This window comes from Paraburkholderia sp. A3BS-1L (genome assembly GCF_051125215.1).
Lineage (GTDB): Bacteria > Pseudomonadota > Gammaproteobacteria > Burkholderiales > Burkholderiaceae > Paraburkholderia.
Genome location: NZ_CP120442.1, coordinates 3,038,454 through 3,062,733, shown reverse-complemented (window position 1 = coordinate 3,062,733; position 24,280 = coordinate 3,038,454). Strand labels below are relative to the sequence as shown.

Sequence of the window (24,280 nt, the reverse complement as noted above, 5' to 3'; positions counted from 1 at the left end):
TGCCATTATCGATACATGAGATGGCAGAAAATGGCGAGCATTGAATTAGACGCGATCGACCGGCGGATTCTGGCGATTCTTCAGGAGAATGGTCGGCTCTCGAATCAGGAAATTGCCGAGCGTGTGAATCTCTCTCCAAGCCCATGCTTGCGGCGTATTCGGCGGCTCGAGGAGATCGGCGTGATACGGAGTTATGTGGCGTTGCTCGACGCGCAGAAGCTCGGGCTCGACCTGCTGGCCTACGTGAACGTGCGGCTGGAAAAGCGCGGGCCCACAGCGGCGGGGCGTGAAGGTGTCACCCACGCGGAGCTCTTTCGGGCGGCGGTGCAGACCTGGCCGGAAGTGGTGGCGTGCCACGCAATGACGGGCGACATGGATTTCCTGCTGCGCGTACAGGTTGAGGACATGGCGCATTTCTCTCGCTTCGTGCAGGACCAGTTGCTGCATCACTCGTCCGTGATCGACGTGAAGTCGAGCTTCTCGCTTCAGACTTTCAAGGAGACGACGGCGTTGCCGATCCTTTGAGCCTTTGCGCGCCGATTCCACCCCGCAGATGGTGAAAAAGCGGCCGAAGCCGCTTTTTCCGATCTACTTCACCCAACGGGGCAGGAGTCACGCCGCAACCGCTTGCGGGAGGATCGTCTCGATCAGTCTGGACGCCTGGCGAGCCTGGCGCTTGAGCGCGTAGTCGAACACCGCCGCTTGCTCTTGAAGCATTTCCGCGATGATGCTGCTCTGATCGGCGGGTTTGAGCGAGAGGTACGCATCGGCTTCGCCGTAGGCGTACTCGATCTTCATGCCTGACTTCTTCGCGATATGCATCATGGTCGAGTTGCGCGACAGACAGTGCATATAGAGCGTCGTGACGTGCGTGTTGCGGCTGCGAATAGCGGCGCGCTCGAACAGCTTCGTGCCGATGCCCTGGCCGCGCGCCGATTCGAGCACGGAGACGCCGAACTCGGCCGTGCGGCCGTTGCCGTCTGCAGGCAGATAGGCCAGATGGCCGACGCCCATGAGTTGCAGCTGATGGTCGAACACGCCAAAGACGGTATCGCGGGTGAAGTCCATCGAGCGGACGTAGTTTTCGATCACGTGGTCCGGTGCTGCCTGGCCGAAGCGCAGGAGGCGGTCCTCGGTGTCGAGCGCGAGGAAGTGGGTCAGCAAGCGCTCGCGATCGGCGGAGGTGAGGACGCGCACCATGGCCGGCGAATGACCGGACGACAGCGAGCGGCCGGACGGCAGGATGGGCTCGTTGGTTGGGGTCGGATGCTGGGTCATGATGGGTTCTCCTTAGAATGCGAGGTGCAGCGCATGCATGATGCGATGCAAAACGGATTCTAGCGGAAACCCTGGGTGCGATCTAGGGAAAACCCGTATTTTTGGTCTGAGGGTTGCGTCTAATTTTTCTGAATTCAGTCGTAATCTATTGATTTTTAACGGATATTATTTTTGGATAATTTGACGAATCAACGATTGTGTCGGCATGTCTTGTTGCGTTGCATCAATCCGATCTAAAAAACCGCGGCTGGTCAGGCGGCCTTCAGACCGTGGTCGATCATCTCAATGACCTGCTCCGCGAAGTCCCGGTAGCCCATGCGTCCGCCCGGCTTGAGCCAGGTGAACGTCCAGTTGATCATGCCGAACACCATCATGGTCAGCGAGGTCTGGTTCTCTGTAGTGACGTGGTCCGGATAGGCGCGCGCGAGCTGGCGTGTGAACGCGGCGACCACGTCGCGCTGGCGGTTCAGGACGATCTCGCGCTGTGCGTCGACGAGATACTTCACGTCGTTGAGCAGCGCCACATGGCGGCTGTGCGAGGTCTCGTATTCGGCGAGGAATGCGCGGATCAGCTCGGCGAACGTCTCGCGCTCGTCCAGGCCCCGCCGCTGGCTGGCGCCTTCGACCTCCGCGATGATCAACATCAGTCGCTTCGTGTAGCGGTCGAGCAGATCGAAGAGGATGGCTTCCTTGCTCTCGTAATAGTGATAGAGGCGCGCTTTCGAGGTCCCGCTCGCCGCTGCGAGATCGGACATCGATGTGCTCGGGTAGCTCGTCTGTGCGAACTTGGCTGCCGCGAGCTCGAGAATCTGGTCGCGTTGCGTTTCGTGGTCGGGCGCTCGGGTGCGTGCCATGGGAGTTCAGCGGGAAAGGAAAAGATGGACTGCGGTGTAAGAGAGCGAGGGGTGCGCGGCGCGCGAGTGGTGGGCGGCAGCGTCGGCGCCGGCTTCAGCGACGCCTGGGCATGCGGCGCACATGTCGTCGCGCAGACGCAATTCGCCTGCTGCGGCCAGTTCGCGCAGGCGCCATAGCACCAGCGGCTCGCCAACCTTGAAGCCCGCGCCGCGGCGCGCGAGCGCTGCGCCGAGCGTGTCGCATGCGAGCCAAGGGGCGCCAGCTGCGCCAGGCATGGCATGCGCATCCTCAAGGGTGGCCGCGCCAAGGATCTCGAGGATTCGGGCATCCAGATCGGCCCACGTGCCGCTCGTGAACGTATTGTTGCGCCACCGGCGCGTTTCGCCGTTGGCGAATTTCGCTTCCTGCCACTCGAGCGCGAGCCGGGTGATGCGCAGCACCGAAATCGGCGCGGCGTCCGGAAGATGCGCAAGGAGGCGTGCGGCAGCGGCGCTGGGCGGCCCGCTCAGGTCGTCGGCTGCGAGGCGCACCTCGTTCAGCCGCTGCGGCGCGGTGCGCAGCCGGTAGCAGATGCGCCGCAGCGCGAGTTGGTCGGCGGCGTCGGGCGTGTGCCAGATCACCACGTGAGAATCGGCGGCCTCCAGGGCCGCAAGCGCCACGCAGTCGTCCTGCACGAGCGTCTCGCGCATACCGCCAAGGCGCTGCCAGAACGCCGCGCGCTGTGCGGCACCCGGGTCGCCGGCCTCGTCGATGTCGCGCAGCGGCCCGACCGTCAGGTCGTCGGCCAGTGCGATCACGTGCCCGGCCGTGCCCGCTGCGGGGGCGGCTTCGCTGCCGCGCGAAGCTTCATGGGCCAGGAGGGCCTGGCGCAGCGCAGCCGCTGCCGGCTCGCCGTGGATGAGGTGGATCGTGGTCATCGACAACTCGTTGCGCTCGGGGCGAACGCCGAAGGCGCCCGAAAGCGCGCCAAAGACAAAAGGGCCGCCCGCGAGTGTGCAGCGTTGCGCTGCAACACCGGCGGGCGGCCCCTAGTGTAAGCGGATCGCCTGAGGGCCGAAAGCGTGGCGTTAATCTAAGGCTTATTCGCCAATCCTGATGACGCTGGACCGTGTGGCGGGGCGCGAACAGGCCCCGCCGCTTTCATCAACGCTCGTCGAAGCTCACCACCACGCGCTCGCTGACCGGATGGCACTGGCAGGTGAGCACGAACCCATCCCGGACTTCCTGCTCTTCGAGCGTGTAGTTCTTGTCCATCTTCACTTCGCCGTCCAGCACCTTCGCGCGGCAGGTGCAGCACACGCCGCCCTTGCAAGCGTAGGGCAGCGCGAGCCCCGCCTTCAGGCCGACATCGAGCAGGCTCACGCCCTCGTAGGGCAGACGCAGCTTGCGCTTCTTGCCATCGATGACGATCTCCAGGTCGGCGGCCGGTGTGCTTTCGGTGATCTCGACCGCCGGCACGCCCGCTTGCGGCAGAGGCGAGCCGAAGCGCTCGACATGCACCTTCTGCTGCGGCACGCCCGCCGCCTTGAGCGCGGCTTCGGCGGCGTCCATCATCGGCGCCGGGCCGCAGATGAACGCCTCGTCGATTTCGTCGGCCGGCAGCAGCGTCGCCAGGAACTCCGCGCATTTGGCCTGATCGAGCACGCCGTTGAAGAGCTCGACGTCCTGGATGTCGTCGGAAAGCACGTGATAAAGCCGGAAGCGGTCCATGTAACGGTTCTTCAGGTCCTCCAGCTCTTCGGCGAACATGATCTGGTCGACGCTGCGATTGCCGTACACCAGCGAAAACGCGCTGCGCGGCTCCGTTTCCAGCGTTGTCTTGATGATAGCGAGCACCGGCGTGATGCCCGAGCCACCCGAGAACGCCACATAGTGCTTGCCGTGCTCGGCGTTCAGGTGCGTGAAGAAGCGGCCATCGGGCGTCATCACGTCGATTTCGTGGCCCGGCGCAAGCTGCTCGAACGCGAAGTTCGAGAAGCGGCCGCCGCGCACGCGCTTAATGCCGATGCGCAGCTCGCCGTCGCGGTCGTAGTCGGTCACGCCGACGCAGATCGAGTACGAGCGGCGCGTTTCCTCGCCTTCGATGTGGGTCTTGAGCGTGACGAACTGCCCCTGGGTGAAGCGATACGCGTCGCGCAGCTCCGGTGGGACTTCGAAAGCGACAGAGACCGCGTCCGCGGTTTCGGGCCGCACTTCGCGGATGCGCAGCGAATGGAATTGCGGAGTGGCCATATCAGTACGGTTTGAAGTAGTCGAAGGGTTCGCGGCAGTCGATGCAGCGGTACAGCGCCTTGCACGCGGTCGAGCCGAATTGCGCGAGGCGCTCGGTATGGTGCGAGCCGCAGTGCGGGCAGGCGGGCGCGGGCAGCGGCTTCGGCATGAACGTGATCGGCTGCTCGCCGGCGGCCGCGCCGCTGCCGCAGTTACCCGTGGGCGGCGCGATGCCGTAGGCGCGCAGCTTCTCGCGCGCTGCGTCGGTGATCCAGTCGGTGGTCCATGCCGGCGTAAGGGTGGTCGCGATGCGGTACGGCGCGAGCTTTGCGATATCGAGCGCGTGCGCGACGTCTTCGGCGATCTGCGACATCGCCGGGCAGCCCGAATACGTGGGCGTGATGACCACTTCGATCTGGCCGTCGGCGGCGCGGCGCACGTCGCGCAGGATGCCCAGTTCGCGGATCGACACGACCGGGATCTCCGGATCTGGCACCGATTCCAGCACTTCCCAGGCGCGTTCGAGCGCGTGATCTGCTGTCGCTTGCATCGTGACTTCCTCTTCAGGCGTGGGTGCGAGAGCGGCTTACCAGCGCGCGTCGGGATGCTGGCGCGCGAGGCTCTGCATCTCGGCGAGCACGTAGCCCATGTGTTCCGAGTGCTCGCCGAGCTTGCCAGTCGTGATGTGCTTCACAGGCGCGGGCATGGTGAGCGTCGCCTCTTCGAGCGCGGCTTCCACATCGGCGCGCCACGCGGCTTCGAACTGCGCCGTGAGCGGCGCGATGCCGGCTTCGGCGACAGCCGTTTCCACGGCGTCGGTGCTGAAGAACTCGCGCGTGTACGGCATCAGCCAGTCGAGCGCGGCCTGGGCGCGGCCGTGCGACTCCTCCGTGCCGTCGCCAAAGCGGATCAGCCACTCGCGCGCATGATGGACGTGGTAGCGCGTTTCCTTGATCGAGCGCTCGGCGATCGCGGCCAGCTGCGGGTCGGCGGAGCGCAGCAGCGCGGTCCACAGATGGGCCATCAGCGAGGCGTAGAGGAAGTTGCGCACGATCGTCACAGCGTAATCGTTGGACGAATGCGTGGTGCCGACGAGCGGTCCGAAGTGCGGCAGTTCTGCGAGCGTGTAATTCGCGAATTCGCGCTCGGCGCGGAAGTAGGCGTAATCGTCCTCGGTGCGTTCGCGGCCGTTGAGCGTCTTTTCGAGCGTGGCGGCGTGCGTGTAGAGCATGCGTGCCTGGCCGATCAGGTCGAGACTCATGTTGGCGAGCGCGATGTCTTCTTCGAGAATCGGACCGTGGCCGCACCATTCCGTGTTGCGCTGACCGAGGATCAGTGCCGTATCGGCGAGGCGCAGCACATATGCCAGATGTTCTTGCGTGGGCGTCGTCATGTTGGCGCTCTTACATGTGGTTGACTTCGTCAGGCAGCGTGTAGAAGGTCGGGTGGCGATAGATCTTGTCGCCGGCCGGCTCGAAGAGTTCGGCCTTCTCGCCCGGATCCGAAGCCGTGATCGCCGACGACGGCACCACCCAGATACTCACGCCTTCCTGACGACGCGTGTAGACGTCGCGCGCCATGCGCAGCGCCATCGACGCGTCGCTGGCGTGCAGGCTGCCGCAGTGCTTGTGGTCGAGGCCCTGTTTGCTGCGCACGAACACTTCCCAGATTGGCCATTCCTTGTTCATCGTGGATCTCCTTGCTTCCTGTGTATGGGTTATGCGGCGTGCTTTTCGGCGCGTTGACGCTGCTTTTCGGCGTGGGCGAGGGCGGCTTCGCGTACCCACGCGCCTTCGTTGTGCGCTTTGACGCGTGTGCCGAGACGCTCGCGATTGCACGGACCGTCGCCGTTCACGACGCGCCAGAATTCCTCCCAGTCGATCGTGCCGTAATCGTAGTGGCCGCGTGCCTCGTTCCATTTCAGATCGGGGTCGGGCAGCGTGACGCCGAGCACCTTGGCCTGCTCGACCGTGGCATCGACGAACTTCTGGCGCAGATCGTCGTTGGAGATGCGCTTGATCCCCCATTTGGCGGACTGGTTGCTGTGGACCGAATCGGCGTCGCTCGGGCCGAACATCATCAGCACCGGCCACCACCAGCGGTTCACCGCCTGCTGGACCAGCTCGCGCTGCGCTTCGGTGCCTTGCATCATGGCGAGCAGGGCGTCGAAGCCCTGGCGCTGGTGGAACGACTCTTCCTTGCAGATGCGGATCATCGCGCGTGCATATGGGCCGTAGGTGCAGCGGCACAGCGGGATCTGGTTCATGATCGCGGCGCCGTCGACGAGCCAGCCGATTACGCCGACATCGGCCCACGTGGGCGTCGGGTAATTGAAGATGCTCGAATACTTGGCCTTGCCGGCGTGGAGCGCATCGACCAACTGGTCGCGCGAAACGCCGAGCGTTTCCGCCGCGCTATAGAGATAGAGGCCGTGGCCCGCTTCGTCTTGCACTTTGGCGAGCAGGATGGCCTTGCGCTTGAGGCTCGGCGCGCGCGAGATCCAGTTGCCTTCCGGCAGCATGCCGACCACTTCCGAGTGCGCGTGCTGCGAAATCTGGCGCACGAGCGTCTTGCGATAGGCTTCGGGCATCCAGTCCTGCGGCTCGATCTTGCCGTCCGCGGCCATGATGGCGTCGAATTGCGCCTGCTCTGGCGAGGCCGCGTCCGCATCGAGCGGGGCGACATTGCCGGGAATGTCGAGGGATTGCGTGTACATGAAGACGCTCTCGTCGGTGTTGGGTATGGCGCAGTATAAACCAACCGACCGGTCGGTAAATCAATTTTTTGCGCTTTGTCAAAAGGAGCCCGGGTCTCGAGTGAACGTCGGATGCTCCGCTACTGAGTTTTAGCGGATGGAAGGCCGGGCCAGGCGAATTTAGCGCGTGGCTTGCGCTGCCGTCGGGCACTGCTTTTGTCGGGAGGATGGAAGGTCGCGGGCCGGGCTATGCGGCACAATGAGCGCTTTGCCCGTTACTCCCCCTCGCTCCCGGATGAAGATTTCCCTCGTCACCACCGCGGCTGGTTCCGCGCTGCTCGCCGCACTCGCCTGTTCCACGCCCCTTTTTGCCGAACAGCCTTCTGGCGCCCCATGGGTGACGAGCTGGGCGACGCCGCTTCAGGCCATTCCGCAACGCGATGCGCTGCCGCCGCTCTATCGTGCGCCGGACGTTGCTGGCCGGACAGTCAGGCAGATCGTCTATCCGACGCTCGGTGGCGAGGTGGCTCGCGTGCATATCAGCAATCTCTATGGACGCACGCCGCTGGTGATTGAGGCAATGGCGATTGCGCCTTCTGCCGGGGGCGCGGCAGTCGGCGAGGCCGGAACGGTGCGAGTGACGTTTGGCGGGCGGACGTCGGTGTCATTGCCGCCCGGCGCCGATCTCGATAGCGATCCGGTTCGAATTGGCCTGAAGCGCGGCGCGCCGTATGCGGTCAGCACCTACATGGGAGCGCAGCAGAAGATGGTCGCCTGGCATCGGGTAGCAAATCAGTTGAATTATGTGTCCCGGCCCGGCGACCACGTGGCTGATCCGTCTATTGGCGCGTTCACGCAGCGCTTCACGCAATACGCGTGGGTAACGGGGCTGGCGGTCGAGGCGCCGGGGGCGTTGACGATTGCCGCGATCGGCGACTCCATCACCGACGGCATGCGATCCTCGCTCAATGAAAACCGGCGTTGGCCCGATGCGCTGGCGCGCCGTCTCGCTCGCGAGCAGGGCGCCAATTTGGCCGTGATCGACATGGGGATCAGCGGCAACCGTCTATTGAGCGACTCGCCGTGCTATGGCGAGGCACTCGAGCGCCGCTTCGGGCGCGACGCGCTGCGTCCGGGCGTGAGGACGGCTGTCCTGCTAATCGGCATCAACGACATCAACTTCCAGGCGATGCCGGCGCGTTCTGGCCTCGACTGCGATTCTCCGCATACGCACGTGAATGCCGATGATCTGATCGCCGGGTATCGGCGTGTGATTGCGGCGGCGCACGCGCGTGGCGTACGCATTCTCGGCGCGACGCTCACGCCCGCAGCACTGCCGCCGGAGCGCGAAGCGATCCGTGCGAAAGTGAACGAGTGGATCCGCACGAGTCATGCATTCGACGGCGTGGTGGACTTCGATGCGGCGCTGCGCAACCCGGCTGATCCGCTGCGCCTGCGCAGCGAATACGACAGCGGCGACCATATACACCCGAGCGACGCGGGCTACGCCGCGATGGCGAATGCCGTGTCACTGGCCGCGCTGGTCGGGAAGTGAGAAATTTACCCGGAGGGGCTTGCGCATCGGTTTCGCTAGCGCTAAGATTCGCCCCCTTCGCCCGCTGAAGTCCGGCAGCGAAGCCTGCCGCGAGAAACGGCGGGGCGTGAAGTCATCAGTTTTTAAACGGCGACGTTAAAAAAGATGTTGACGAAACGCGAAAGAGTCTGCATAATCTCGTTTCTCTGCTGCTGACGCAGCAACGCAGAAAGCGCCGGGTGGTTTGAAGTAGTTCCGGTGTCTTGTGCGACGCGATCTTTAAAAATTTACAGCCGATAAGTGTGGGCGCTTGATGGGTTTCGTGACCTGGTGATTCTTTCGGGGATGACCGGGAGTAGCGAAAGTATCAAGAGTCTCACACAAAAGTAAGTCAGGTTTTTGAATTTATTCAGAACCTGTCAGCTTTGAGTGAGCGACCTGTCTCGAGAGGGACAGAAAACAGTAACAGGTATTGAACTGAAGAGTTTGATCCTGGCTCAGATTGAACGCTGGCGGCATGCCTTACACATGCAAGTCGAACGGCAGCACGGGTGCTTGCACCTGGTGGCGAGTGGCGAACGGGTGAGTAATACATCGGAACATGTCCAGTAGTGGGGGATAGCCCGGCGAAAGCCGGATTAATACCGCATACGATCTTAGGATGAAAGCGGGGGATCGCAAGACCTCGCGCTATTGGGGTGGCCGATGGCGGATTAGCTAGTTGGTGGGGTAAAGGCTCACCAAGGCGACGATCCGTAGCTGGTCTGAGAGGACGACCAGCCACACTGGGACTGAGACACGGCCCAGACTCCTACGGGAGGCAGCAGTGGGGAATTTTGGACAATGGGCGCAAGCCTGATCCAGCAATGCCGCGTGTGTGAAGAAGGCCTTCGGGTTGTAAAGCACTTTTGTCCGGAAAGAAAACCTCTGGGTTAATACCCCGGGGGGATGACGGTACCGGAAGAATAAGCACCGGCTAACTACGTGCCAGCAGCCGCGGTAATACGTAGGGTGCAAGCGTTAATCGGAATTACTGGGCGTAAAGCGTGCGCAGGCGGTGATGCAAGACCGATGTGAAATCCCCGGGCTTAACCTGGGAACTGCATTGGTGACTGCATCGCTAGAGTATGGCAGAGGGGGGTAGAATTCCACGTGTAGCAGTGAAATGCGTAGAGATGTGGAGGAATACCGATGGCGAAGGCAGCCCCCTGGGCCAATACTGACGCTCATGCACGAAAGCGTGGGGAGCAAACAGGATTAGATACCCTGGTAGTCCACGCCCTAAACGATGTCAACTGGTTGTCGGGCCTTCATTGGCTTGGTAACGTAGCTAACGCGTGAAGTTGACCGCCTGGGGAGTACGGTCGCAAGATTAAAACTCAAAGGAATTGACGGGGACCCGCACAAGCGGTGGATGATGTGGATTAATTCGATGCAACGCGAAAAACCTTACCTACCCTTGACATGGACGGAATCCTGGTGAGAGCCGGGAGTGCCCGAAAGGGAGCCGTCACACAGGTGCTGCATGGCTGTCGTCAGCTCGTGTCGTGAGATGTTGGGTTAAGTCCCGCAACGAGCGCAACCCTTGTCCCCAGTTGCTACGCAAGAGCACTCCGGGGAGACTGCCGGTGACAAACCGGAGGAAGGTGGGGATGACGTCAAGTCCTCATGGCCCTTATGGGTAGGGCTTCACACGTCATACAATGGTCGGAACAGAGGGTTGCCAAGCCGCGAGGTGGAGCCAATCCCAGAAAACCGATCGTAGTCCGGATCGCAGTCTGCAACTCGACTGCGTGAAGCTGGAATCGCTAGTAATCGCGGATCAGCATGCCGCGGTGAATACGTTCCCGGGTCTTGTACACACCGCCCGTCACACCATGGGAGTGGGTTTTGCCAGAAGTGGCTAGTCTAACCGCAAGGAGGACGGTCACCACGGCAGGATTCATGACTGGGGTGAAGTCGTAACAAGGTAGCCGTATCGGAAGGTGCGGCTGGATCACCTCCTTTCCAGAGCTCATTGCGAAGTTCATTGAAGCGCTCACACTTGTCGGCTGTAGAAAAGACAGACTCAGGGGTCTGTAGCTCAGTCGGTTAGAGCACCGTCTTGATAAGGCGGGGGTCGATGGTTCGAATCCATCCAGACCCACCAATTTGTCTGCGCGGTGGCTGACTGGTAACCCCCTTGAGTATGCATGACTGGGGGATTAGCTCAGCTGGGAGAGCACCTGCTTTGCAAGCAGGGGGTCGTCGGTTCGATCCCGTCATCCTCCACCAATCCCTAATGCACAGCATCCTGCAGGAGCAGTTAAATGCAGGGAGTTTTGCATTGGCGATTGAGCCAGTCAGAGCGGTATGTGAAAACGTATCGGCTGTCGTTCTTTAACAATCAGGAAGAAGTAGTAAAGAGATTTATCTGAAACACACTTAGAGATGGGTGTGGAGTAGGTGAATCAGGGTTGTGATTGTATCGATGTATTTTTAAGTTCCTCGAAAGAGGGCTTTGGAATACGGCACAACGCGAAAACTCAGCCTGTAGCGAGTGAGTCGAGAGACGCACCCGTTATAGGGTCAAGCGAACAAGTGCATGTGGTGGATGCCTTGGCGATCACAGGCGATGAAGGACGCGGTAGCCTGCGAAAAGCTCCGGGGAGCTGGCAAACAAGCTTTGATCCGGAGATGTCCGAATGGGGAAACCCACTCCGAATGGAGTATCCGTGACTGAATACATAGGTCACGTGAAGCGAACGCGGCGAACTGAAACATCTAAGTAGCCGCAGGAAAAGAAATCAACCGAGATTCCCAGAGTAGTGGCGAGCGAAATGGGATCAGCCTGCATTCTTTATCTGTACCGTTAGTCGAACGCTCTGGAAAGTGCGGCCATAGCAGGTGATAGCCCTGTAGACGAAAACGGAATGGAAGAACTAGGGATGCGACAAGTAGGGCGGGACACGTGAAATCCTGTCTGAAGATGGGGGGACCATCCTCCAAGGCTAAATACTCGTGATCGACCGATAGTGAACCAGTACCGTGAGGGAAAGGCGAAAAGAACCCCGGGAGGGGAGTGAAACAGATCCTGAAACCGCATGCATACAAACAGTCGGAGCCTCGCAAGGGGTGACGGCGTACCTTTTGTATAATGGGTCAGCGACTTACATTCAGTGGCAAGCTTAACCGAATAGGGCAGGCGTAGCGAAAGCGAGTCCGAACAGGGCGATTAGTCGCTGGGTGTAGACCCGAAACCAGGTGATCTATCCATGGCCAGGTTGAAGGCACGGTAACACGTGCTGGAGGACCGAACCCACTAACGTTGAAAAGTTAGGGGATGAGCTGTGGATAGGGGTGAAAGGCTAAACAAACCTGGAAATAGCTGGTTCTCTCCGAAAACTATTTAGGTAGTGCCTCGTGTATCACCTTCGGGGGTAGAGCACTGTCATGGTTGATGGGTCCATTGCGGATTACGTCGCCATAGCAAACTCCGAATACCGAAGAGTGCAATCACGGGAGACAGACATCGGGTGCTAACGTCCGGTGTCAAGAGGGAAACAACCCAGACCGCCAGCTAAGGTCCCCAAATATGGCTAAGTGGGAAACGAAGTGGGAAGGCTAAAACAGTCAGGAGGTTGGCTTAGAAGCAGCCACCCTTTAAAGAAAGCGTAATAGCTCACTGATCGAGTCGTCCTGCGCGGAAGATGTAACGGGGCTAAGCCATATACCGAAGCTGCGGATGCACATTTATGTGCATGGTAGGAGAGCGTTCTGTAAGCCTGCGAAGGTGCACTGGAAAGTGTGCTGGAGGTATCAGAAGTGCGAATGCTGACATGAGTAGCGATAAAGGGGGTGAAAGGCCCCCTCGCCGTAAGCCCAAGGTTTCCTACGCAACGTTCATCGGCGTAGGGTGAGTCGGCCCCTAAGGCGAGGCAGAAATGCGTAGCTGATGGGAAGCAGGTCAATATTCCTGCACTAGTGTTGAATGCGATGGGGGGACGGATCGCGGAAGGTTGTCCGGGTGTTGGAAGTCCCGGTCGCTGCATTGGAGAAGGCGCTTTGGCAAATCCGGGCGCGTAATTCAAGGGTGTGGCGCGAGCTTCTTCGGAAGCGAAGCAACTGGAAGGGGTTCCAGGAAAAGCCTCTAAGCTTCAGTTCAACATTAACCGTACCGCAAACCGACACAGGTGGGCGAGATGAGTATTCTAAGGCGCTTGAGAGAACTCGGGAGAAGGAACTCGGCAAATTGGTACCGTAACTTCGGGATAAGGTACGCCCTGGTAGCTTGAGGAGCCTGCGCTCCGAGGGTGAAGGGGTTGCAATAAACTGGTGGCTGCGACTGTTTAATAAAAACACAGCACTCTGCAAACACGAAAGTGGACGTATAGGGTGTGACGCCTGCCCGGTGCCGGAAGATTAAATGATGGGGTGCAAGCTCTTGATTGAAGTCCCGGTAAACGGCGGCCGTAACTATAACGGTCCTAAGGTAGCGAAATTCCTTGTCGGGTAAGTTCCGACCTGCACGAATGGCGTAACGATGGCCACACTGTCTCCTCCCGAGACTCAGCGAAGTTGAAGTGTTTGTGATGATGCAATCTCCCCGCGGCTAGACGGAAAGACCCCATGAACCTTTACTGTAGCTTTGCATTGGACTTTGAACCGGTTTGTGTAGGATAGGTGGGAGGCTGTGAAGTGTGGACGCCAGTCTGCATGGAGCCGTCCTTGAAATACCACCCTGATCTGTTTGAGGTTCTAACCTTGGCCCGTGATCCGGGTCGGGGACAGTGCATGGTAGGCAGTTTGACTGGGGCGGTCTCCTCCCAAAGTGTAACGGAGGAGTACGAAGGTACGCTAGGTACGGTCGGAAATCGTGCTGATAGTGCAATGGCATAAGCGTGCTTGACTGCGAGACTGACAAGTCGAGCAGGTGCGAAAGCAGGTCATAGTGATCCGGTGGTTCTGTATGGAAGGGCCATCGCTCAACGGATAAAAGGTACTCTGGGGATAACAGGCTGATACCGCCCAAGAGTTCATATCGACGGCGGTGTTTGGCACCTCGATGTCGGCTCATCTCATCCTGGGGCTGTAGCCGGTCCCAAGGGTATGGCTGTTCGCCATTTAAAGAGGTACGTGAGCTGGGTTTAAAACGTCGTGAGACAGTTTGGTCCCTATCTGCCGTGGGCGCTGGAAGTTTGAGGGGGCCTGCTCCTAGTACGAGAGGACCGGAGTGGACGAACCTCTGGTGTACCGGTTGTCACGCCAGTGGCATTGCCGGGTAGCTATGTTCGGAAGAGATAACCGCTGAAAGCATCTAAGCGGGAAACTCGCCTCAAGATGAGACTTCCCCGGGGACTTGATCCCCTTGAAGGGTCGTTCGAGACCAGGACGTTGATAGGTCAGGTGTGGAAGCGCAGTAATGCGTTAAGCTAACTGATACTAATTGCCCGTAAGGCTTGATCCTATAACAGGTGTGTCTTCCTCCCGGTGTGGAGTGAAGGACGCGCAGGTTGAGAGATCGGTGTTGTGCCGGAAACAACACAACCCCAAGAAACAGCACCTCTTTACGCTTCTTCCCGATTGGCTGTGGCGCCAGGTTCACCCAAACCCGTGCGACGCAGCAACCCGTCATGCCTGATGACCATAGCGAGCTGGTCCCACCCCTTCCCATCCCGAACAGGACCGTGAAACAGCTCCACGCCGATGATAGTGCGGATTGCCCGTGTGAAAGTAGGTAATCGTCAGGCTCCTTATTGCGAAACCCCGGCCCTAAAAAGCCGGGGTTTTTGCTTTTCCGCTCTCCCTATAAGTGAGAGCGTTGTGGGTTCAGCGCCGAATAAAGTGCTTGACACGGTTCGGATGTTCCCCCACAATCATCAGTTCTCTACGGAGGGGTGCCCGAGTGGCTAAAGGGGGCAGACTGTAAATCTGTTGGCTTACGCCTACGTTGGTTCGAATCCAACCTCCTCCACCAGAATTCAGTTGTAGTTAGTGTCGGGAATTGACGAAGAGTCGGCAAATCCTTGCGGGTGTAGCTCAATGGTAGAGCAGAAGCCTTCCAAGCTTACGACGAGGGTTCGATTCCCTTCACCCGCTCCAGCGAAGTATTAAGCGGTTTTAGAGCAGTTTTCGCCCATGTGGCTCAGTGGTAGAGCACTCCCTTGGTAAGGGAGAGGTCGGCAGTTCGATCCTGCCCATGGGCACCAGCCGGTATCTAGCAGGCCTCCAGAGGCCTCGCATCGAGCAGGCAGCAGCAACCAGTGATTGTTTGCGCGCCCCGCGCAACGTACGGAAAAATCCTCTTAGGAGTCGAAAATGGCCAAGGGTAAGTTTGAGCGGACCAAGCCGCACGTGAACGTGGGCACGATCGGTCACGTTGACCACGGCAAGACCACGCTGACGGCAGCGATCACGACGGTTCTGACCAAGAAGTTCGGCGGTGAGGCCAAGGCGTACGACCAGATCGACGCAGCACCGGAAGAAAAGGCACGTGGTATTACCATCAACACCGCGCACGTCGAGTACGAAACGGCTAACCGCCACTACGCACACGTCGACTGCCCGGGCCACGCTGACTACGTGAAGAACATGATCACGGGCGCGGCACAGATGGACGGCGCAATCCTGGTGTGCTCGGCCGCTGACGGCCCGATGCCGCAAACGCGTGAGCACATCCTGCTCGCCCGTCAGGTTGGCGTGCCTTACATCATCGTGTTCCTGAACAAGTGCGACATGGTCGACGACGCCGAGCTGCTCGAGCTCGTCGAAATGGAAGTGCGCGAACTCCTGTCGAAGTACGACTTCCCGGGCGACGACACACCGATCATCAAGGGTTCGGCCAAGCTGGCGCTCGAAGGCGACACGGGCGAGCTGGGTGAAGTGGCGATCATGAACCTGGCCGACGCACTGGACACGTACATCCCGACGCCGGAGCGTGCGGTTGACGGCGCGTTCCTGATGCCGGTGGAAGACGTGTTCTCGATCTCGGGTCGCGGCACGGTGGTGACGGGTCGCGTCGAGCGCGGCATCGTCAAGGTCGGCGAGGAAATCGAAATCGTCGGTATCAAGCCGACGGTGAAGACGACCTGCACGGGCGTGGAAATGTTCCGCAAGCTGCTCGACCAGGGCCAGGCAGGCGACAACGTCGGTATCCTGCTGCGCGGCACGAAGCGTGAAGACGTGGAGCGTGGCCAGGTTCTGGCCAAGCCGGGTTCGATCACGCCGCACACGCACTTCACGGCTGAAGTGTACGTGCTGAGCAAGGATGAAGGCGGCCGCCACACGCCGTTCTTCAACAACTACCGTCCGCAGTTCTACTTCCGTACGACGGACGTGACGGGCTCGATCGAGCTGCCGAAGGACAAGGAAATGGTCATGCCGGGCGACAACGTGTCGATCACGGTGAAGCTGATCGCTCCGATCGCGATGGAAGAAGGTCTGCGCTTCGCAATCCGCGAAGGCGGCCGTACCGTCGGCGCCGGCGTGGTTGCCAAGATCATCGAGTAAGTTTCTGCCAGTCTCGTTGATCGATTAAGTGGTTTCGGGGTTGGCGATGCGGCCAACCCCAAAATGGTTTAGGGGTATAGCTCAACTGGCAGAGCGTCGGTCTCCAAAACCGAAGGTTGGGGGTTCGATTCCCTCTGCCCCTGCCAACTTCTCGCGCTTCGGCGCGTTGTGCTTTAAGGTGTTATGGCGAATCCTTCCGTCGAAACTGTTAATACTTCCAGCGACAAGCTGATGCTTGTGGTAGGTGTATTGTTGGTTGTGGCCGGGTTCGTAGGGTTCTACTGGCTCGGTAGCCAGGAATGGTATGTCCGCGGTGCAGCGCTCGCAGTGGGCGTGATCGCGGGGGTGGTAGTCGGTCTTCTCTCCGCGCCCGGCAAGAGCTTCATCGCGTTTGCCAAAGACTCGTACAAGGAAGTTCGCAAGGTCGTCTGGCCGACTCGCAAAGAGGCCACGCAAACGACTTTGGTGGTCTTCGGTTTTGTGCTGGTAATGGCCATCTTCCTCTGGGTTTGCGATAAATCCATTGAGTGGGTGATTTTCTCGGCGATTCTGGGTTGGAAATGATATGAGCGATACACCGGCATCCCCGAGCGGAAAGCGTTGGTATGTGGTGCACGCCTACTCCGGCATGGAGAAGAGCGTGCAACGTGCGCTTCAGGAGCGCATTGATCGGGCCGGCATGCAGGACAAGTTTGGTCAGATCCTCGTTCCGACTGAAGAAGTGGTCGAGGTGAAGGGTGGTCACAAATCAGTGACCGAGCGTCGTTTCTTCCCGGGCTATGTCCTGGTTGAAATGGAAATGACGGACGAAACGTGGCACCTCGTGAAAAACACGGCAAAGGTGACCGGTTTTGTCGGCGGGGCGCGCAATCGCCCGAGTCCGATTTCGCCGCGCGAAGTCGAAAAGATCATGTCGCAGATGCAGGAAGGCGTTGAGAAGCCGCGCCCCAAGACCCTGTTCGAAGTCGGCGAGATGGTCCGCGTGAAGGAAGGTCCTTTCACGGACTTCAACGGCAGCGTCGAAGAAGTCAATTACGAAAAATCGCGCGTCCGGGTCTCCGTCACAATTTTTGGTCGCGCCACACCAGTCGAACTCGAATTCGGCCAAGTCGAAAAGCTGTAAATCGAACACGACGGATCGCATCCCTGATGCGGTCCGTTTTTCCGCGCTTACGGTCCGCGTTATGGCCGTAGAGGAGCGCCAGTAGTCCAGCGCAGCGGTTGTGTGCGGTAGTTGGCACAGCGAAGATTGCGGCGAAAGCGCGCTATCACTCACCTGAACGCTCACGCGTTCCAATGAGGTTTTTTCAACATGGCAAAGAAAATCATTGGCTTTATCAAGCTGCAGATTCCTGCAGGTAAAGCCAACCCGTCGCCGCCGGTCGGTCCGGCACTGGGCCAGCGCGGCCTGAACATCATGGAGTTCTGCAAGGCGTTCAACGCGCAGACTCAAGCGATGGAACCGGGTCTGCCGATTCCGGTCGTCATCACGGCATTTGCGGACAAGAGCTTCACGTTCGTCCTGAAGACGCCGCCGGCTACGGTCCTGATCAAGAAGGCAGCGAAGGTCGACAAGGGTTCGGCCAAGCCGCACACCGACAAGGTCGCTACGATCACGCGCGCGCAAGCCGAAGAAATCGCCAAGACCAAGATGCCGGACCTCACGGCAGCCGATATGGATGCAGCGGTCCGCACGATCGCTGGTAGCGCCCGCTCGATGGGCATCGTCGTGGAGGGCGTGTAAATGGCTAAGGTTTCGAAGCGTCAAAAGGCACTCGCAGCCAAGATCGACCGCCAGAAGCAGTACCCGATCGGCGACGCACTGTCGCTCGTGAAGGAATGCGCTACGGCGAAGTTCGACGAGTCGATCGACGTTGCAGTTCAGCTCGGCATCGATGCGAAGAAGTCGGACCAGGTCGTTCGCGGTTCGGTCGTGCTGCCCGCAGGTACGGGTAAGTCGGTTCGCGTCGCTGTGTTCGCACAAGGCGAAAAGGCTGAGCAAGCCAAGGCTGCCGGTGCAGAGATCGTCGGCATGGAAGACCTCGCCGAGCAGATCAAGGGCGGCAACCTGAATTTCGACATCGTGATCGCTTCGCCGGACACGATGCGCGTCGTCGGTACGCTCGGTCAGATCCTCGGCCCGCGCGGCCTGATGCCGAACCCGAAGGTCGGCACCGTGACGCCGGACGTCGCTACCGCGGTCAAGAACGCGAAGGCAGGTCAGGTGCAATTCCGTGTCGACAAGGCCGGTATCATTCACGCGACCATCGGCCGTGCATCGTTCGAGCCGACCGCGCTGCGCAGCAACCTGGACGCGCTCCTCGAAGCGCTGACCAAGGCGAAGCCGGCAACGAGCAAGGGTGTGTACCTGCGCAAGATCGCTGTCTCGAGCACGATGGGCGTCGGCGTTCGCGTCGATCAGTCGTCGCTGGCAGCCTGATTGCCGCAATAAGCGTCGCAACAGTTTTGCCGCGCTGAGGTCTGGAACGAAGTTTGCTGCGGATCGCAGCGCGGATTTAAAGGGCTTTGGGCGGTTGTGAGGTGGCAGTTTGCATCGCACGACCGGTTGTCAAAGACCGTTGGTGGAGGCGCAGTCGTTGGGTGCTTCCTTAATGCAGGCCAACGCAGATGGCGAACCCGAAAAAGTTTTGAAGTGTTGATGTGAGCAGGGCAGGCGGCAACGCCTGACGATGCAAGCTGATTTACTCCGGACTGGTCGGTCGCCGTTGTTGAATGCGGCACTTGGCGCGAGAGCGTTGGGTGTCGAATCTGGAGGTTAACCGTGCCACTGAACAAAGAAGGTAAGCAGGCCGTCGTGGCTGAAGTCTCCGCGCAAGTCGCGAAGGCTCAGACCATGGTGCTGGCCGAGTATCGTGGAATCGCGGTTGGCGATCTGACCAAGCTGCGCGCGAAAGCGCGTGAGCAGCAGGTGTACCTGCGCGTGTTGAAGAACACGCTGGCGCGTCGCGCTGTCGAAGGTACCCCGTTTGCTCCGCTGGCAGAGCAGATGACTGGCCCCCTGATCTACGGCATCTCGGAAGATGCAATTGCTGCTGCGAAGGTCGTCAACGACTTCGCAAAGAGCAATGACAAGTTGGTCATCAAGGCTGGTTCCTACGAAGGCAATGTGATGGACGTGGCAGGCGTGCAAGCGCTGGCCAACATCCCGAGCCGCGAAGAACTGCTCTCGAAGCTGCTGTTCGTTATGCAAGCTCCTGTCTCCGGCTTCGCGCGTGCTCTCGCCGCGCTGGCAGAGAAGAAGCAAGCAGAAGCTGCCTGATTTCAGGCAGTCGAACAAGCAAGAGCGAGCGAAGATCGCTAGCTGTTTCCGAATTCAAATCTGGAGTAATTTCAAATGGCAATCGCAAAAGAAGACATCCTCGAAGCCGTTGGCTCGATGTCGGTTCTCGAACTGAACGAACTGGTCAAGGCATTCGAAGAGAAGTTTGGCGTGTCGGCAGCTGCTGTGGCAGTCGCTGGCCCGGCAGGAGGCGGCGCTGCTGCTGCTGCTGAAGAGCAGACCGAATTCACGGTCAACCTGCTCGAAGCTGGCGCAAACAAGGTTTCGGTCATTAAGGCCGTTCGTGAACTGACGGGTCTCGGCCTGAAGGAAGCGAAGGACCTGGTCGACGGCGCACCGAAGCCCGTGAAGGAAGCGGTGCCCAAGGCTGCTGCTGAAGAAGCGAAGAAGAAGCTGGAAGAAGCCGGCGCGAAGGCTGAAATCAAGTAAGTTTCAGCGCGCTGTGCGAAGGCTGGCGGTTTTTACACCGCCGGCCTTTTTGTGCTTTGTGGGAACTGCGTTTTTGTGCTCGATTTTTGAGAACTGGAGGCAGGATGCGGGACCTAGAAGCCAAAGAAAAACGTCTTTCGCCGGGTGAAAACCTCAAGGCGCACGACGCTTCTCTTTGTCTTCTGAAGCGACTGCAGAAGGCAAGTTTGGTCGGGCAGCGGGCAAGTTATGACAAGCCGGTATCCGCTGCCGTCAGCCAGCGGTTGGTAGAGGCCAACCACCAAGCTTCCAGGGCTCGCGCAGCCATCGGGTCTCAGTCGGTGAACACTCGGGTCGTCCTACCCGCCGTGATTCGGAGATCGTATGCAATATTCCTTCACCGAGAAGAAGCGTATTCGCAAGAGTTTCGCGAAACGCCCCATCGTTCACCAAGTTCCTTTCCTGCTGGCTACCCAGCTTGAATCATTCAGCACGTTTCTGCAAGCAGAAACGGCGACCGCACAACGCAAACCGGAAGGTCTGCAGGCTGCGTTTTCGTCTGTTTTTCCCATTGTTTCCCATAACGGCTTTGCTCGTCTAGAGTTCGTGAGCTACATGCTCTCGCCGCCGGCATTCAACATCAAGGAATGCCAGCAGCGGGGCCTCACGTACTGTTCGGCGCTGCGTGCCAAGGTGCGTCTCGTTCTGCTCGACAAGGAATCGCCGAGCAAGCCAGTCGTGAAGGAAGTGAAGGAGCAGGAAGTGTACATGGGCGAAATTCCGCTCATGACGCCGACGGGCTCGTTCGTCATCAACGGCACCGAGCGTGTCATCGTCTCGCAGCTGCACCGCTCGCCTGGCGTGTTCTTCGAGCACGACAAGGGCAAGACGCACAGCTCGGGCAAGCTGCTGTTCTCGGCACGTATCATTCCTTATCGCGGTTCGTGGCTCGATTTCGAGTTCGACCCGAAGGACGTGCTGTACTTCCGCGTCGACCGTCGCCGCAAGATGCCGGTCACGATCCTGCTGAAGGCCATCGGCCTCACGCCGGAACAGATCCTCGCGAACTTCTTCGTGTTCGACAACTTCTCGCTGATGCCGGAAGGCGCGCAGATGGAGTTCGTGCCGGAGCGTCTGCGTGGTGAAGTCGCGCGCTTCGACATTAGCGATCGCGAAGGCAAGGTCATTGTCCAGAAGGACAAGCGGATCAACGCGAAGCACATCCGCGACCTCGAAAACGCGAAGACCACGTTTATTTCGGTTCCCGAAGATTATCTGCTCGGCCGCGTGCTCGCGAAGAACGTTGTCGACGGCGACACGGGCGAAGTCATCGCGAACGCGAACGACGAAGTCACAGAAAGCGTGCTCGACAAGCTGCGCGAAGCGAAGATCAAGGACATCCAGACGCTCTACACGAACGATCTGGATCAGGGGCCGTACATCTCGTCGACGCTGCGTATCGACGAAACCGCCGACAAGATGGCTGCGCGCATCGCGATCTACCGCATGATGCGTCCGGGCGAGCCGCCGACCGAAGAAGCGGTCGAGGCGCTGTTCAACCGCCTGTTCTACAGCGAAGAAGCGTACGACCTCTCGAAGGTGGGTCGTATGAAGTTCAACCGCCGCGTCGGCCGTGACGAAATCGTCGGTCCGATGACGCTGCAGGACGACGACATCCTCGCGACCATCAAGATCCTCGTCGAGCTGCGCAACGGCAAGGGCGAAGTGGACGACATCGACCACTTGGGCAACCGTCGCGTGCGTTGCGTGGGCGAACTCGCGGAGAACCAGTTCCGCGCGGGTCTCGTGCGCGTCGAGCGCGCAGTGAAGGAACGCCTCGGCCAGGCCGAAAGCGAAAACCTGATGCCGCACGACCTGATCAACTCGAAGCCGATTTCGTCGGCGATTCGGGAGTTCTTCGGCTCGTCGCAGCTGTCGCAGTTCATGGACCAGACCAACCCGCTTTCGGAAATCACGCACAAGCGTCGTGTTTCCGCACTGGGCCCGGGCGGTCTGACGCGTGAGCGCGCAGGCTTCGAAGTCCGCGACGTGCACCCGACCCACTACGGCCGCGTGTGTCCGATTGAGACGCCGGAAGGTCCGAACATTGGTCTGATCAACTCGCTCGCTCTGTACGCGCACCTGAACGAATACGGCTTCCTCGAAACGCCGTATCGCAAGGTGCAGGACGGCAAGGTGACCGACCAGATCGACTATCTGTCGGCGATCGAAGAAGGCCGTTACGTGATCGCTCAGGCGAACGCGGCGGTGGCCGACGACGGCACGCTGACCGACGAACTCGTCTCGTCGCGTGAAGCGGGCGAAACGCTGATGGTCACGCCGGACCGCATCCAGTACATGGACGTGGCGCCGTCGCAGATCGTCTCGGTGGCTGCATCGCTGATCCCGTTCCTCGAGCACGACGACGCGAACCGTGCACTGATGGGCTCGAACATGCAGCGTCAGGCCGTGCCTTGCCTGCGTCCGGAAAAGCCGGTCGTCGGTACGGGTATCGAGCGCACCGTTGCGGTCGACTCGGGTACGACGGTTCAGGCGCTGCGTGGCGGCGTGGTCGACTACGTCGACGCAGGCCGTATCGTGATTCGCGTGAACGATGATGAAGCGGTCGCCGGTGAAGTCGGCGTGGACATCTACAACCTCATCAAGTACACGCGTTCGAACCAGAACACGAACATCAACCAGCGTCCGATCGTGAAGATGGGCGACAAGGTTGCGCGCGGCGACGTGCTGGCTGACGGCGCATCGACCGATCTGGGAGAGCTCGCGCTCGGCCAGAACATGCTGATCGCGTTCATGCCGTGGAACGGCTACAACTTCGAAGACTCGATCCTGATCTCGGAGAAGGTGGTTGCCGACGATCGCTACACGTCGATCCACATCGAAGAACTGAATGTCGTTGCTCGCGACACGAAGCTCGGACCGGAAGAAATCACGCGCGACATCTCGAACCTCGCGGAAGTGCAACTTGGCCGTCTCGACGAGTCGGGCATCGTGTACATCGGCGCGGAAGTCGAAGCGGGCGACGTGCTCGTGGGCAAGGTCACGCCGAAGGGCGAAACCCAGCTCACGCCGGAAGAAAAGCTGCTGCGCGCGATCTTCGGCGAGAAGGCTTCGGACGTGAAGGATACGTCGCTGCGCGTGCCCTCGGGCATGAGCGGCACGGTCATCGACGTGCAGGTGTTCACGCGCGAAGGCATCACGCGTGACAAGCGTGCGCAACAGATCATCGACGATGAACTGAAGCGCTATCGCCTCGACCTGAACGACCAGCTGCGCATCGTCGAAGGCGACGCGTTCCAGCGTCTCGCCCGCATGCTCGACGGCAAGGTCGCCAATGGCGGTCCGAAAAAGCTCGCGAAGGGCACGAAGATCGACCAGGCTTACCTGGAAGACCTCGACCACTACCACTGGTTCGACATCCGCCTCGCGGACGAAGAAGCAGCGGCGCAGCTCGAAGCCATCAAGAACTCGATCGAAGAAAAGCGTCACCAGTTCGATCTGGCGTTCGAAGAGAAGCGCAAGAAGCTCACGCAAGGCGACGAACTGCCGCCGGGCGTGCTGAAGATGGTCAAGGTGTACCTTGCGGTGAAGCGCCGTCTGCAGCCTGGCGACAAGATGGCAGGCCGTCACGGTAACAAGGGTGTGGTGTCGAAGATCGTCCCGATCGAAGACATGCCGTACATGGCCGATGGCCGTCCCGCAGACGTCGTGCTGAACCCGCTCGGCGTACCGTCACGGATGAACGTGGGTCAGGTTCTCGAAGTGCACCTCGGGTGGGCCGCGAAGGGTCTGGGCTGGCGTATTGGCGAAATGCTTGCGCGTCAGACGAAGATTGCAGAGCTGCGTGAGTTCCTCACGAAGATCTACAACGAGTCGGGCCACAAGGAAGACCTCGACAGCTTCAGCGACGACGAAATCCTCGAACTCGCGAAGAACCTGCGCGAAGGCGTACCGTTCGCAACGCCGGTGTTCGACGGTGCGACCGAAGAGGAAATGGGCAAGATGCTCGATCTGGCGTTCCCGGACGAAATCGCCCAAAACCTCGGCATGACGCCGTCGAAGAACCAGGTGCGTCTGTACGACGGCCGCACGGGCGAAATGTTCGAGCGCACGGTGACCGTGGGCTACATGCACTACCTGAAGCTGCACCATCTTGTCGACGACAAGATGCACGCGCGTTCGACGGGTCCGTACTCGCTCGTCACGCAGCAGCCGCTGGGTGGTAAGGCGCAATTCGGTGGTCAGCGCTTCGGTGAAATGGAAGTGTGGGCGCTCGAAGCGTATGGCGCTTCGTATGTGCTGCAGGAAATGTTGACGGTGAAGTCCGATGACGTGACGGGCCGGACGAAGGTGTACGAGAACCTCGTCAAGGGCGACCACGTGATCGACGCGGGCATGCCGGAATCCTTCAATGTGCTGGTGAAGGAAATCCGCTCGCTCGGCATCGACATCGACCTCGACCGCAACTAATCGGACTACGGAGAGAAGG

General features: G+C 60.0%; 18 protein-coding genes, 6 tRNA genes and 3 rRNA genes. 19 read left to right on the top strand and 8 right to left on the bottom strand.

Features of this window, described 5'->3' with window-relative positions; genetic code table 11:
- Nucleotides 1–30: 30 nt before the first annotated feature.
- Nucleotides 31–525 (top strand): Lrp/AsnC family transcriptional regulator, encoded by a 495-nt coding sequence (locus P5W99_RS14040; protein ID WP_421024942.1) that lies wholly within the window; start codon nt 31–33, stop codon nt 523–525.
- A gap of 87 nt (nt 526–612) precedes the next feature.
- Here the strand turns inward: P5W99_RS14040 and P5W99_RS14035 are convergent, their stop codons facing one another.
- The 8 genes from P5W99_RS14035 to paaA form a co-directional block, all read right to left on the bottom strand.
- On the bottom strand, nt 613–1,278 hold the full coding sequence (locus tag P5W99_RS14035; RefSeq protein ID WP_421024941.1) for a GNAT family N-acetyltransferase: 666 nt from the start codon (nt 1,276–1,278) through the stop codon (nt 613–615).
- Between the two features lie 251 nt (nt 1,279–1,529).
- Nucleotides 1,530–2,132, bottom strand: coding sequence for a TetR/AcrR family transcriptional regulator (locus P5W99_RS14030; protein WP_421024940.1), 603 nt, complete (start codon nt 2,130–2,132; stop codon nt 1,530–1,532).
- 6 nt (nt 2,133–2,138) lie between these two features.
- The gene (locus P5W99_RS14025) at nt 2,139–3,050 is read right to left on the bottom strand and encodes a DUF1835 domain-containing protein (RefSeq protein ID WP_421024939.1); all 912 of its coding nucleotides are present in this window, start codon (nt 3,048–3,050) and stop codon (nt 2,139–2,141) included.
- A 226-nt stretch (nt 3,051–3,276) separates the two neighbouring features.
- Nucleotides 3,277–4,365: a 1,2-phenylacetyl-CoA epoxidase subunit PaaE gene (gene paaE, locus P5W99_RS14020; protein WP_421024938.1), complete on the bottom strand. Its 1,089-nt coding sequence runs from the start codon at nt 4,363–4,365 to the stop codon at nt 3,277–3,279.
- Nucleotide 4,366: 1 nt separating this feature from the next.
- Nucleotides 4,367–4,894 (bottom strand): 1,2-phenylacetyl-CoA epoxidase subunit PaaD, encoded by a 528-nt coding sequence (gene paaD / locus P5W99_RS14015; protein ID WP_421024937.1) that lies wholly within the window; start codon nt 4,892–4,894, stop codon nt 4,367–4,369.
- Nucleotides 4,895–4,930: 36 nt separating this feature from the next.
- Nucleotides 4,931–5,737 carry a 1,2-phenylacetyl-CoA epoxidase subunit PaaC gene (gene paaC / locus P5W99_RS14010; RefSeq protein ID WP_421024936.1) on the bottom strand — a complete coding sequence of 269 codons (807 nt, stop codon included), beginning with the start codon at nt 5,735–5,737 and terminating at the stop codon, nt 4,931–4,933.
- A 10-nt stretch (nt 5,738–5,747) separates the two neighbouring features.
- A complete protein-coding gene (gene paaB, locus P5W99_RS14005; protein ID WP_134747545.1) occupies nt 5,748–6,032 on the bottom strand; it encodes a 1,2-phenylacetyl-CoA epoxidase subunit PaaB in 285 nt (94 codons plus the stop codon).
- A gap of 29 nt (nt 6,033–6,061) precedes the next feature.
- Nucleotides 6,062–7,060 (bottom strand): 1,2-phenylacetyl-CoA epoxidase subunit PaaA, encoded by a 999-nt coding sequence (gene paaA / locus P5W99_RS14000; protein ID WP_421024935.1) that lies wholly within the window; start codon nt 7,058–7,060, stop codon nt 6,062–6,064.
- 274 nt (nt 7,061–7,334) lie between these two features.
- Here paaA and P5W99_RS13995 point away from each other — a divergent pair, with 274 nt between their 5' ends.
- The 18 genes from P5W99_RS13995 to rpoB all read left to right on the top strand — a co-directional run bounded on the left by P5W99_RS13995 (nt 7,335) and on the right by rpoB (nt 24,261).
- Nucleotides 7,335–8,594 (top strand): SGNH/GDSL hydrolase family protein, encoded by a 1,260-nt coding sequence (locus P5W99_RS13995; protein WP_421024934.1) that lies wholly within the window; start codon nt 7,335–7,337, stop codon nt 8,592–8,594.
- A gap of 453 nt (nt 8,595–9,047) precedes the next feature.
- Nucleotides 9,048–10,580: ribosomal RNA gene (locus tag P5W99_RS13990) — 16S ribosomal RNA — on the top strand.
- A 65-nt stretch (nt 10,581–10,645) separates the two neighbouring features.
- Nucleotides 10,646–10,722: transfer RNA gene (locus tag P5W99_RS13985), tRNA-Ile, on the top strand.
- A 49-nt stretch (nt 10,723–10,771) separates the two neighbouring features.
- A tRNA-Ala gene (locus P5W99_RS13980) sits at nt 10,772–10,847 on the top strand.
- Nucleotides 10,848–11,139: 292 nt separating this feature from the next.
- Nucleotides 11,140–14,019, top strand: a 23S ribosomal RNA gene (locus tag P5W99_RS13975).
- Between the two features lie 169 nt (nt 14,020–14,188).
- Nucleotides 14,189–14,302, top strand: a 5S ribosomal RNA gene (gene rrf / locus P5W99_RS13970).
- The 16S, 23S and 5S rRNA genes sit together here with 5 tRNA genes alongside, the layout of an rRNA operon.
- A gap of 141 nt (nt 14,303–14,443) precedes the next feature.
- A tRNA-Tyr gene (locus P5W99_RS13965) sits at nt 14,444–14,529 on the top strand.
- A 51-nt stretch (nt 14,530–14,580) separates the two neighbouring features.
- Nucleotides 14,581–14,654, top strand: a tRNA-Gly gene (locus P5W99_RS13960).
- Nucleotides 14,655–14,686: 32 nt separating this feature from the next.
- Nucleotides 14,687–14,761, top strand: a tRNA-Thr gene (locus P5W99_RS13955).
- A 109-nt stretch (nt 14,762–14,870) separates the two neighbouring features.
- Nucleotides 14,871–16,061 (top strand): elongation factor Tu, encoded by a 1,191-nt coding sequence (gene tuf, locus P5W99_RS13950; protein WP_129563002.1) that lies wholly within the window; start codon nt 14,871–14,873, stop codon nt 16,059–16,061.
- 70 nt (nt 16,062–16,131) lie between these two features.
- Nucleotides 16,132–16,207 (top strand) — tRNA-Trp (locus P5W99_RS13945).
- Nucleotides 16,208–16,244: 37 nt separating this feature from the next.
- Nucleotides 16,245–16,625, top strand: a complete 381-nt coding sequence (secE, locus tag P5W99_RS13940) for a preprotein translocase subunit SecE (protein WP_183733352.1) — start codon at nt 16,245–16,247, stop codon at nt 16,623–16,625.
- A 1-nt stretch (nt 16,626) separates the two neighbouring features.
- Complete coding sequence (gene nusG, locus P5W99_RS13935; RefSeq protein WP_027821101.1) at nt 16,627–17,184, top strand: transcription termination/antitermination protein NusG; 558 nt, start codon at nt 16,627–16,629, stop codon at nt 17,182–17,184.
- Nucleotides 17,185–17,373: 189 nt separating this feature from the next.
- Entirely contained in the window at nt 17,374–17,805 is a 432-nt protein-coding gene (rplK, locus tag P5W99_RS13930; RefSeq protein ID WP_027821100.1) for a 50S ribosomal protein L11, read from the top strand.
- Nucleotides 17,806–18,501, top strand: a complete 696-nt coding sequence (rplA, locus tag P5W99_RS13925) for a 50S ribosomal protein L1 (protein WP_129563025.1) — start codon at nt 17,806–17,808, stop codon at nt 18,499–18,501.
- 342 nt (nt 18,502–18,843) lie between these two features.
- Nucleotides 18,844–19,341, top strand: a complete 498-nt coding sequence (rplJ, locus tag P5W99_RS13920) for a 50S ribosomal protein L10 (RefSeq protein WP_421024933.1) — start codon at nt 18,844–18,846, stop codon at nt 19,339–19,341.
- Nucleotides 19,342–19,416: 75 nt separating this feature from the next.
- On the top strand, nt 19,417–19,791 hold the full coding sequence (gene rplL / locus P5W99_RS13915; RefSeq protein WP_027821097.1) for a 50S ribosomal protein L7/L12: 375 nt from the start codon (nt 19,417–19,419) through the stop codon (nt 19,789–19,791).
- 363 nt (nt 19,792–20,154) lie between these two features.
- Nucleotides 20,155–24,261, top strand: a complete 4,107-nt coding sequence (gene rpoB, locus P5W99_RS13910; protein ID WP_421024932.1) for a DNA-directed RNA polymerase subunit beta — start codon at nt 20,155–20,157, stop codon at nt 24,259–24,261.
- Nucleotides 24,262–24,280 lie beyond the last annotated feature (19 nt).

What these genes read in the sequence shown, in the direction of transcription:
- P5W99_RS14040 (WP_421024942.1), top strand. Translation starts at nt 31, where the DNA reads ATGGCGAGCATTGAATTAGACGCGATCGACCGGCGGATTCTGGCGATT.
- P5W99_RS14035 (WP_421024941.1), bottom strand. Translation starts at nt 1,278, where the DNA reads ATGACCCAGCATCCGACCCCAACCAACGAGCCCATCCTGCCGTCCGGC.
- P5W99_RS14030 (WP_421024940.1), bottom strand. Translation starts at nt 2,132, where the DNA reads ATGGCACGCACCCGAGCGCCCGACCACGAAACGCAACGCGACCAGATT.
- P5W99_RS14025 (WP_421024939.1), bottom strand. Translation starts at nt 3,050, where the DNA reads ATGACCACGATCCACCTCATCCACGGCGAGCCGGCAGCGGCTGCGCTG.
- paaE (WP_421024938.1), bottom strand. Translation starts at nt 4,365, where the DNA reads ATGGCCACTCCGCAATTCCATTCGCTGCGCATCCGCGAAGTGCGGCCC.
- paaD (WP_421024937.1), bottom strand. Translation starts at nt 4,894, where the DNA reads ATGCAAGCGACAGCAGATCACGCGCTCGAACGCGCCTGGGAAGTGCTG.
- paaC (WP_421024936.1), bottom strand. Translation starts at nt 5,737, where the DNA reads ATGACGACGCCCACGCAAGAACATCTGGCATATGTGCTGCGCCTCGCC.
- paaB (WP_134747545.1), bottom strand. Translation starts at nt 6,032, where the DNA reads ATGAACAAGGAATGGCCAATCTGGGAAGTGTTCGTGCGCAGCAAACAG.
- paaA (WP_421024935.1), bottom strand. Translation starts at nt 7,060, where the DNA reads ATGTACACGCAATCCCTCGACATTCCCGGCAATGTCGCCCCGCTCGAT.
- P5W99_RS13995 (WP_421024934.1), top strand. Translation starts at nt 7,335, where the DNA reads ATGAAGATTTCCCTCGTCACCACCGCGGCTGGTTCCGCGCTGCTCGCC.
- tuf (WP_129563002.1), top strand. Translation starts at nt 14,871, where the DNA reads ATGGCCAAGGGTAAGTTTGAGCGGACCAAGCCGCACGTGAACGTGGGC.
- secE (WP_183733352.1), top strand. Translation starts at nt 16,245, where the DNA reads ATGGCGAATCCTTCCGTCGAAACTGTTAATACTTCCAGCGACAAGCTG.
- nusG (WP_027821101.1), top strand. Translation starts at nt 16,627, where the DNA reads ATGAGCGATACACCGGCATCCCCGAGCGGAAAGCGTTGGTATGTGGTG.
- rplK (WP_027821100.1), top strand. Translation starts at nt 17,374, where the DNA reads ATGGCAAAGAAAATCATTGGCTTTATCAAGCTGCAGATTCCTGCAGGT.
- rplA (WP_129563025.1), top strand. Translation starts at nt 17,806, where the DNA reads ATGGCTAAGGTTTCGAAGCGTCAAAAGGCACTCGCAGCCAAGATCGAC.
- rplL (WP_027821097.1), top strand. Translation starts at nt 19,417, where the DNA reads ATGGCAATCGCAAAAGAAGACATCCTCGAAGCCGTTGGCTCGATGTCG.
- rpoB (WP_421024932.1), top strand. Translation starts at nt 20,155, where the DNA reads ATGCAATATTCCTTCACCGAGAAGAAGCGTATTCGCAAGAGTTTCGCG.